This window comes from Bradyrhizobium sp., assembly GCF_050014615.1.
Lineage (GTDB): Bacteria > Pseudomonadota > Alphaproteobacteria > Rhizobiales > Xanthobacteraceae > Bradyrhizobium.
The window spans coordinates 1-9,547 of the sequence record NZ_JBEKCZ010000202.1 but is presented as its reverse complement, the minus strand read 5'-3'; the positions used below and the strand labels follow the sequence as shown (position 1 = coordinate 9,547).

At 63.3% G+C, this 9,547-nt stretch carries 8 protein-coding genes; all 8 read left to right on the top strand.

The annotated features are described in order from the left end of the window. The coding region (locus ABR948_RS24635) for an amidohydrolase family protein (RefSeq protein ID WP_428123047.1) at positions 1-852 on the top strand (852 nt) is incomplete at its 5' end. A gap of 22 nt (positions 853-874) precedes the next feature. Continuing rightward, positions 875-1,852, top strand: a complete 978-nt coding sequence (locus tag ABR948_RS24630) for an NAD-dependent epimerase/dehydratase family protein (protein WP_428123045.1) — start codon at positions 875-877, stop codon at positions 1,850-1,852. Position 1,853: 1 nt separating this feature from the next. After that, positions 1,854-2,615: an SDR family oxidoreductase gene (locus ABR948_RS24625; RefSeq protein ID WP_428123048.1), complete on the top strand. Its 762-nt coding sequence runs from the start codon at positions 1,854-1,856 to the stop codon at positions 2,613-2,615. Further along, positions 2,612-4,048: an NAD(P)-binding domain-containing protein gene (locus tag ABR948_RS24620; protein ID WP_428123044.1), complete on the top strand. Its 1,437-nt coding sequence runs from the start codon at positions 2,612-2,614 to the stop codon at positions 4,046-4,048. Before ABR948_RS24625 ends, ABR948_RS24620 begins: the two co-directional genes overlap by 4 nt. 128 nt (positions 4,049-4,176) lie before the next feature. Next, positions 4,177-5,793, top strand: a complete 1,617-nt coding sequence (locus ABR948_RS24615; protein WP_428123043.1) for an ABC transporter substrate-binding protein — start codon at positions 4,177-4,179, stop codon at positions 5,791-5,793. A 47-nt stretch (positions 5,794-5,840) separates the two neighbouring features. Continuing rightward, entirely contained in the window at positions 5,841-6,869 is a 1,029-nt protein-coding gene (locus ABR948_RS24610; RefSeq protein ID WP_428123042.1) for an ABC transporter permease, read from the top strand. Continuing rightward, the gene (locus ABR948_RS24605) at positions 6,869-7,717 is read left to right on the top strand and encodes an ABC transporter permease (protein ID WP_428123040.1); all 849 of its coding nucleotides are present in this window, start codon (positions 6,869-6,871) and stop codon (positions 7,715-7,717) included. Before ABR948_RS24610 ends, ABR948_RS24605 begins: the two co-directional genes overlap by 1 nt. Next, positions 7,714-9,387, top strand: coding sequence for an ATP-binding cassette domain-containing protein (locus tag ABR948_RS24600; RefSeq protein ID WP_428123039.1), 1,674 nt, complete (start codon positions 7,714-7,716; stop codon positions 9,385-9,387). The genes ABR948_RS24605 and ABR948_RS24600 overlap by 4 nt, the downstream gene beginning before the upstream one ends. The last annotated feature ends 160 nt before the right edge of the window (positions 9,388-9,547 follow it).

Genomic DNA, 9,547 nt, shown 5'->3' with positions numbered 1-9,547 from the left:
ACCCACCCGAAATATCACGCCATCAGCCATGCCAGGTTTTCCGAAGCCGACGCCATCAGCCGCCTGATCGGCATGGCGGCGCTGGTCGATCAGCCGATCATGATCTTTCACGTCTCGACGGCGGAAGGCGCCAGGGTGATCCGCAACGCGCGGGGCGAGGGCTTGAAAGTCTTCGCCGAGACCTGCCCGCAATATCTGTTTCTCACCGCCGCCGATCTCGACAAACCGGGTGTGGATGGCGCCAAATGGATGTGCAGCCCGCCACCACGGACCACGGCCGATCAGGAGGCGCTGTGGCAATCGCTGGCGCTCGGCGATCTGCAGACGGTTTCGTCCGATCACGCGCCATATCGTTTTGACGAGTCTGGAAAATTGCGCGCTGGCGCCAATCCCAACTTCAAGCAGATCGCCAATGGCATGCCGGGACTGGAGGTGCGCCTGCCGCTGCTGTTCGATGCGATGGTGTCGAAGGGGCGTCTTGGGCTGGAAAAGTTTGTCGAGTTGACCGCGACCGCGCCCGCCAAAATCTACAATCTGCATCCGCGTAAGGGTTCGATCGCTGTTGGAGCCGACGCCGATATCGCGATCTGGGACCCCGCGCGCGAAGTCACGCTGAGCGACGAAATGATGCACGACCTCGCCGGCTATACGCCCTATGCCGGCCGCAAGCTAAGGGGTTGGCCTGTAACGGTGCTGTCGCGGGGCCGCGTGATCGTCGCCGACGGCAAGCGCTCGGCCGAGCCCGGCTCCGGCCGTTTCCTCGCGCGCACAGGCGGCGATGCGGCGAAGCCGATCGGCCGGCTGGTGGCAGATATGGATCCGGCGCGGAATTTCGGGGCGACCCTGTTGTGAAAATGACGCGGGGGCATGGCGGTTGAAAATTCTGGTCTTTGGCGGCGCTGGTTTTGTCGGACTCAATCTCGCGGCTGCCCTGTTGGCGCGCGGGCACGCCGTGGTGCTGTTCGATCGCACCGGTCTGCCGCGCGCCGCGCAGCAGGTTTTCGCCCGCTATGGCGATGCGCTGACGTTCGTTCAGGGTGATGTCACCGACCAACCTGCGGTCGAGCTCATGATCGCCAGCGGTTATGATGCGATCGTACTCGGAGCTGCGATTACCGCCGGTCCCGCGCGCGAAGCGGCCGACCCCGAATCGATCCTGCGCGTCAATCTGCTGGCTCAGGTACCAATTCTGGAGGCCGCGCATCACACCAGGGTTCCGCGGATCATCAATCTATCCTCCGCCGCGGCCTATGGCGCGGCCGGCTCCCGGTACGCTCTGCTCGATGAAGAGACGCCCTGCTATCCCGTCTCGCTCTACGCCATCACCAAATACGCCTCCGAGAAGATCGCCGCGCGCCTGGCTGCATTATGGCCGCTTGAGATCGTCAGCGTGCGGCTGAGCGGCGTGTTTGGGCCATGGGAGCGCGCCACAGGGGTCCGCGATACGCTAAGCGCGCAGGCGCAGATCGTTGCGGCTTTGCGGCAGCAACGTCAGGCCATTCTGTCCCGGCCGGGCACCAAAGACTGGATCTACGCGCCAGATGTCGCCGACGCCGTGACGGTGCTGATCGAGGCGTCAAAACCCCAACATCGTCTCTACAATATCTCGACCGGGCGAGAATGGTCGGCGCTGCAATGGGGACAGGCACTCGCCGCCCTGCATCCGGGTTTTGTCTGCCGGCTGGCCGAACCCGGCGAAGCCGCGACGGTCGATCTGCACAGCGACACTGATCGTGCGCCCTTGTCGGTGGTGCGGCTGGAGCAGGAGTTCGGCTGGCGTGCGCGCTTCGGTTGTGCCGATTCCGCTGTTGATCTGAACAATTGGTGGATGCGTCATGGGGAAGGAATCTGACATGCGCCTGAAGGGACGGATCGCCATCGTCACCGGAGCCGGCTCCGGCATCGGCCGCGCCAGCGCGGTTTTGTTCGCGCGCGAAGGCGCGTTCGTCGCGCTGGTCGATCGCGATTCCGCCGGGATGCAGCAAACGCTGGCGGCCATGCGTGACGCCGGAGGTGACGGATCGGAGCATCGCGGCGATGTCGGCGATATCGGTTTTGCGCAAGCTACTGTCGGCGAGATCGTGTCGCGGCACGACCGGCTCGATGTGTTGATGACGGCCGCCGGCTGGTCCTGCGGTGGCACGGTGGTGACGACCGACCCCGCCGATTGGGAAGAAGTGTTTCGCACCAATGTCGGCGGCACCTGGCTGTGGTCGCGCGCGGCTATCCCGCCCATGCAGCGGCAGGGCAAGGGTTCGATCATCACGCTGGCCTCGCAACTCGCGCTCGCCGGTGGCCGCGGCAACAGCGCCTATATCGCCGCCAAGGGCGCGATCGTCAGCCTGACGCGGACGATGGCGGTGGATTTCGCGACCGACGGCATTCGCGTCAATGCGATCGCACCCGGGGCGATCGACACGCCGATGCTGCGGCGGAGTTTCGCCCGCCATGCCGATCCGGAGCCGGTGCGCGAAGCGTCACGCCAGCGCCATGCCATGAAGAGGTTTGGCAAGGCCGAAGAGATCGCCGAGACCGCGCTGCATCTGGCCAGCGATGCGTCGTCGTTCACGACCGGGACCGTGATGGCGGTCGATGGCGGCTGGCTCGCGGCATGAGCAGCGCATTGATCGCTCTCGAGGCTCAGGTCCGGGCTGATTTGACCAAGACGATGCATCCGGAGGCGCCCTGGCTCGAGCCTGTGCCGGGACCGGATGCCAGGCCGGCGCTGGACGTCCTCATCGTTGGCGCCGGTCAATCCGGCATAGCGACCGCGTTCGGCCTGATGCGGTCACAGGTCACCAACATCCTGGCCCTGGACAAGGCGGAGGAAGGGCAGGAGGGTCCATGGTTGACCTACGCCCGCATGCACACGTTGCGCAGCCCGAAACATTACACCGGGCCGGATCTCAATATCCCCAGTCTCACCTATCAGTCGTGGCATGAAGCCCGTTTCGGCAGGGAGCATTGGCAGAATCTGGCGTTGATATCGCGCCACCTGTGGGCGGAGTATCTGCTTTGGTTCCGGCGCGTGGTGGGCGTGCCCGTACGCAACAATTGCGAGCTGCTGGAGATCGCGCCCGCGGCAGGTGGATTGCTCGCCGCCACCGTGGAGAGCGCCGGCATCGTTGAAACGCTGTACGCCCGAAAGATCGTGCTCGCGACAGGGCAGGAGGCGATGGGTGGCTGGACGATTCCCGAGCCGTTGCGCCATCTGCCAACCAGATTAATCGCGGGCACATCTGATCCCATCGATTTCGAAGCGCTGCGTGGCCGGAAAGTCGCCGTGATCGGCGCCGGCGCGACTGCGTTCGACAATGCGGCGACCGCGCTTGAGGCCGGCGCGGCGGAGGTGCGCCTACTGTGCCGGCGGGCAGAGATCCAGTTGGTGCAGCCGTACAGATGGCTGACCTTTTGCGGGTTCCTGCGTCATTTCAGCGATCTCGATGACGCCTGGCGCTGGCGTTTCATGCGCGCGATCCTCGATCTGCGGGAGGGATTTCCGCAGGCGACCTATGACCGCTGCGCGCAGTTCGCCAATTTCCATCTGCACGAGGGCTCGCCGGTCGAGACCGCCAAAGAGACTGGCGACGCGGTCGAATTGCAGACGCCACATGGAAAAGTCTCGGCGAATTTCGTCATCTGCGGCACCGGCACCCAGATCGATTTTGCCGAGCGCCCTGAATTGAAGAATTGTGCCGATAACATCGCGACCTGGGCCGACCGTTATCAGCCGCCTGAAGATGAGCGCAGCCCGCGTCTGGGCCGCTATCCCTATCTCGCCGACGATTACGCGCTCACGGAGCGAAGATCAGGACAGACGCCCTGGATTTCCGACATTCACCTGTTTGCCTTTGCGTCCACCATGAGCTTCGGTCCGTCCGGCTCGTCGATCAATGCGATGACGACGGCGATACCCAAACTGGTGCATGGCCTGACCCGCGCCTTGTTCCGCGCCGACCTGGAGCGGCACTGGGCTTCTTTCAACGCGTATAACGTGCCGCAGGCGGTCATTGCACGGCCAGCGCAAGCGCCTGAAGAGCAGGGATGACCGGTCTTTGGCATATCGCTTGGCGCAGTATTTGCTTAAGATATAAACGGAAGTATTTGCGCAAGGTTTCTCATGATCCTGAGCGCTTTCTCAGGCAGACTTCCGTGTTGAATTCAGGGGATTGAAGAATGCGATCAGGGTATTGCAGGCCTTTATTGGGCGCGTTCGCCGTGCTGGCGCTTGTGCTCGCCGCCGAACCCGGTTGGGCGCAGTCTCGTGCCGAGACCTTGCGCTATGTTACCGGCGCGTCCGTCAACACCCTCGATCCGAATGTCCCGGGATCGACCCGCGAGTCCTTTGCGGTCAGTCTGAGCACCTACGACCGGCTGGTCTCGTTCGGTCGCAAGCAGCTCAACGGCAAGTGGGTGTTCGACCTCGACAAGATCAACGGCGAATTGGCCGAGTCCTTTGACGTCAGCCCCGACGGCCTGAAGATCACGTTTCATTTGCGCAAGGATGCCAGGTTCCAGGATGGTACGCCGGTTACCGCCGAAGACGTCAAATGGTCGCTCGATCGTGCGGTGACGGCGCCGGTGCTCGGCAAGGCCCAGTTGCTCACGGGGTCGATGACCAGCGCCGACCAGTTCAGGGTGATCGATCCCTTGACCTTCGAAGTGACGCTGCCGAAACCCGACAAGCTCGCGCTGCCCAATCTCGCCACCGTCTATCCGATCATCATCAATTCCAAGGTCGCAAAGGCGAACGCGACGGCCGAGGATCCCTGGGCGATCGCCTGGCTCAAGGAACATACTGCCGGCAGCGGCGCCTATGTGATCGAGAGCTTCAAACCCGGCGAACAGGTGATCATGAAGCGCAACGAGGCCTGGAACCGCGGCACGCCCGAGAAATCCGCGTTCTTCAAGCGGGTGATCGTGCAGTCGGTGCCGGAGCCGGCGACGCGCGCCAATCTGGTTGAACGCGGCGATGCGGATATTACGGTCGATCTGCAGGCCAGCGACGTCCAGTCGCTGGAGAGCAAAGGCACGCTCAAGGTGATCTCGACGCCGCAATACAATGCCGTCACCTTCATTTCGATGAATAATGCGATCCCGCCGTTCGACAATATCAACGTGCGCCGCGCTATCGCCTACGCGTTGCCTTACGACGACATGTTCAAGGCGGCGCTGTTCGGCCGCGGCACGCCGCTGTTCGGGGCCACCTGGGCGGATGGCAAGCCGACCACCAGTGCCTATCCGTTCCCGCAGCCCGTGACGCTCGATCTCGACAAAGCGAGGGCGTTTTTGAAGGCGGCCGGCATGCCTGACGGATTCTCGACCACCTTCAGCTTCAACGTCGGCCAGGCCTCGACGGCCGAGCCGATGGCGGCGCTGGTGAAGGAATCGCTCGCCAAGATCGGCATCAAGGTCGACATCCAGAAATTGCCTGATGCGCAGATGTCGACGCAGATCAACGAGAAGAAGCTGCCCTTCTTCACCGAGGGCATTGTCGCCTGGCTGCCGTCGAACGACTATTTCTATCGTAACTTCTATACCGGCGACCAGCGCTGGAACTATAGCGGGATCAAGGATCCGGAACTGATAGCGATCGCCCAGGAAGCCCGTTTCGAGCCCGACAAGGCCAAGTACGAACAAGACGCCCTGAAGCTCAACGCGATCCATTTCGCCATCATGCCGCAAATTCCGCTGTGGCAGCCGAACCAGGACGCGGTGATGGCACCCTCGATCGAAGGCTATACCTACCAGTTCCACCGCCAGGTCGATTATCGCGACCTCAGCCGCAAGTGAGCGGCCAGTGCAAGTGAACGGCAAGTACAAGTGAGCGGCCAACCGTCATGAAAGGCTTCGGCGCAACGGTGCTGCGGGCGGGCAGGCGTTTCATGTCGTCACTGCCCGCGCTGTTCGGTGTGCTGGTGTTTACGTTCCTGCTGATGCGGGTACTGCCCGGCGATCCCGCGGTGTTCTTTGCTTCCGGACCCAATGCCGGCAAGGAGGAAATCGAGGTCATCCGCAAGCAGATGGGGCTGGACAAACCGGTGCCGGAGCAATTGCTGCTGTATCTCTATGATGTCGGCCGCGGCAATCTCGGCCGCTCCCTGATGACCGGGCAGGCGGTCACGAAGGATCTGCGCGATCGGCTGCCGGCCTCGCTGGAATTGACATTGACCGCGCTATTGATCGCACTTGTCTCGGCGGTTCCGCTCGGCGTGCTGGCAGCGTTGAAGCCCGGCTCATTCGTCGACCACGGGGTGCGGCTGTTCTGCGCGCTGGGCGTCTGCGTGCCGACCTTTGTGTCGGGACTTCTGCTGATCTATGTCTTCTATTATCTGCTCGGCCTGGCGCCCGATCCGACTGGGCGTATCGATGTCTTTACGTCGCTGCCACCCTCGCGCACCGGTTTCCTGATGATCGACTTCCTGCTGGCCGGCGACCTCGATGGGTGGTGGGCTGCGTTCCGGCAGTTGATCCTGCCGGCCGCGACCATGGCGTTGTTCGTGATCGCGCCGCTGGCGCGGATCACGCGCGCGTCGATGCTGGTGTCGCTCGGCAGCGATTTCGTGCGCACCGCGCGTTCGGTCGGACTTTCCGGCTGGCACATCGTCGTGACTTACGCCCTGCGCAATGCGATCTTGCCGGTCATCACCATCGCCGGCATCGTGTTCTCGACCATGCTCGGGGCCAATGTGCTGGTGGAGAAGGTCTATTCCTGGCCGGGTGTCGCTTCCTATGCGCTGGATGCGCTGCTGTCGTCCGACTATGCGCCGGTACAGGGCTTCGTGCTGCTGATGGCCAGCGTGTTTGTCGTGGTCAATCTGCTGGTCGACGTTCTCTACGGGATCGCCGACCCCAGGGTGTCGATCTGATGGCCGGTGCGACGCTGCGTCATACCGTCTGGATCCTGCGTGGCAATCCGCTGACCGCGATCGCCGCGGCCGGCGTGGTGCTGCTGGTGCTGATCGCGATCTTCGGGCCGTCGATCGTGCCCTACGATCCCATCGCCTCGAACGTGTCGCAGGCGTTGGCGCCGCCAAGCGCTGCGCATCTGGCCGGTACCGACCAACTCGGCCGCGATACGTTCAGCCGGCTCATCGTCGCGACCCGGCTGGATCTCGTGATCGCGGTCTCGGCGGTCGGCATCTCCTTCGTGCTCGGCGCCGTGATCGGTGCTTTTTGCGGCTATGCCGGTGGCCGGCTCGATCGTTCCGTCGGCCGCTTCGTCGATGTGATGATGGCGTTTCCGCTGTTCGTGCTGGCGATGGCGATGGTGGCCGCACTCGGCAACCGTGTCGAGAATATCGTGATCGCAACCGCGATCATCAACCTGCCGTTCTACATTCGCTTTGCGCGCGCCGAGGTCAATGTCCGCCGCAATGTCGGCTGGGTGGAAGCGGCACGGGCTTCCGGCGAAAGCCATGTCTCGGTGGTGCTGCGTTTCCTGTTGCCGAATGTATTGCCGGCGATGGCGGTGCAGATGTCGCTCAATCTTGGCTGGGCCATTCTCAATGCCGCCGGGCTTTCGTTTATCGGCCTTGGCGTCAAGCCGCCGACGCCTGAGTGGGGCATCATGGTCGCGGAGGGCGCGCGCTTCATCTCGACCGGTCGATGGTGGCTGGTGGCGTTTCCGGGGCTGGCGCTGATGCTGGCGGTGCTGTGCTTCAACCTGCTTGGCGACGGGATGCGGGACATTCTCGATCCGCGAATGCGGACATGACCGAGAGTTTACTTCGCATCGAAGATCTGCACGTGACGTTTTCGACCCGTCGCGGCCTGGTCGAAGCGGTACGCGGGGTGACGCTCTCGATCGACGAGGGCGAAATGCTGGGATTGGTCGGCGAGAGCGGTTCCGGCAAATCCGTCACCGGATTTGCGACCACGCGGCTGCTGGACACGGCCGGGCGGGTGACCGCGGGCAGGATTTTGTTTCGCGGGCAGGACATCACGAAAATACCGGATGGCGATTTTCGCGTACTGCATGGCGCCGCGATGTCGATGATCTTTCAGAACCCGCGCGCCGCGCTCAATCCGATCCGCGCCGTCGGCCTGCAGATCGCCGACGCGATCCTGAGTCACAAGCGCCTGTCGAAGCAAGAAGCCGCGAGCGAAGCGCTGAAGCTGTTGCAGTCTGTTCAAATCCGCGATCCCGAAAAGCGGATGGCGGCCTATCCGCACGAGCTCTCCGGCGGCATGTGCCAGCGGGTGATGATCGCGATCGCGATTTCCTGTAATCCAAAATTGTTGATAGCGGACGAGCCGACCACCGGCCTCGACGTCACCACGCAGAAGGTGGTGATGGACCTTTTGGCCGCGATTGCGGCCGAACGCGGCATGGCGACGATCCTGATCACGCATGATCTTGGTCTTGCCGCGCGCTATTGCCGCCGGGTCGTTGTCATGGAGCAGGGCCGCCTCGTCGAGGAAGCGACACCGCAAATGCTTTTTCACCATCCGCAGCATGCCTACACCAAGCGCCTGGTCGCGGCGTCGCCGACGGCAACCTCAGGGATCGCGGATCTGGTGACGGACGAGGAGAGAGATCAGTACTTGGCGATGCTGGCCGCGCAAAAGCCCCGGCCCACGCCGCCGCCGGGCACGCCGCTGTTGCTGGACGTCAAGAACCTCGCCAAGCGCTACGATCAGGGCGCGCCGGCGGTGGCCGATTTTTCCATGACCATGGCGGCCGGTGAGAGCGTCGGGCTGGTCGGCGAATCCGGTTCCGGCAAGACCACGACGTCGCGCATGATCTGCCGGCTGATCGACCCCAGCGAAGGCGAGATCCTGTTCGACGGCGAATCGATCGGCCATCTCGCCGCGCGGGATTTTCACCGCTCGCCGGTACGTAAAGACATCCAGATCGTGTTTCAGGATCCCAACGACAGTCTGAACCCGCGCTTCACCGCGTTCGATTGCATCGCCCATCCATTGCTGCGGCTTTCGGGCATGCGCCCGGGCGCCGCGTTGCGCCAGCGCGTCGAGGAATGCGCGCAGCGCGTGGGATTGCCGCTGGAGCTGTTGCCGCGCTTCCCGCATCAGCTCTCCGGCGGCCAGAAGGCCCGCATCGGCATTGCCCGCGCCATCGCCTGCCGGCCGCGTCTATTGGTGCTGGACGAGCCGACGGCCGCGCTCGACGTCTCGGTGCAGGCCGTGGTGCTGCAATTGCTGGATCGGTTGAGGCGGGAGGATAACCTCTCGCTGCTGTTCGTCAGTCACGACCTCAATGTGGTTCGCATGATGTGCGATCACACCATCGTTCTGCGCGATGGCCGTATTGTCGAGCAGGGCGAGAGCCGGGCGCTGTTCGACAATCCGCAGACCGCCTACACCCGCGAACTGGTTGACGCCGTGCCCCATATCGGCGGGGAGGCGGCTGCGGCCGTCGTCTGACATTGCCCGGTACGTGACGATTTGTTCGCGACCGAATGCAACCAGTTCCCGTGTCACGCGATATTCATGGGTTAGCGTTCAAACTGACTCAACTTCCTGTCAGTGTCCGCTGGGGTGCTGCGACCCAGAGGCGAATGTCCCTAAAGTTTGATCGCCGGCC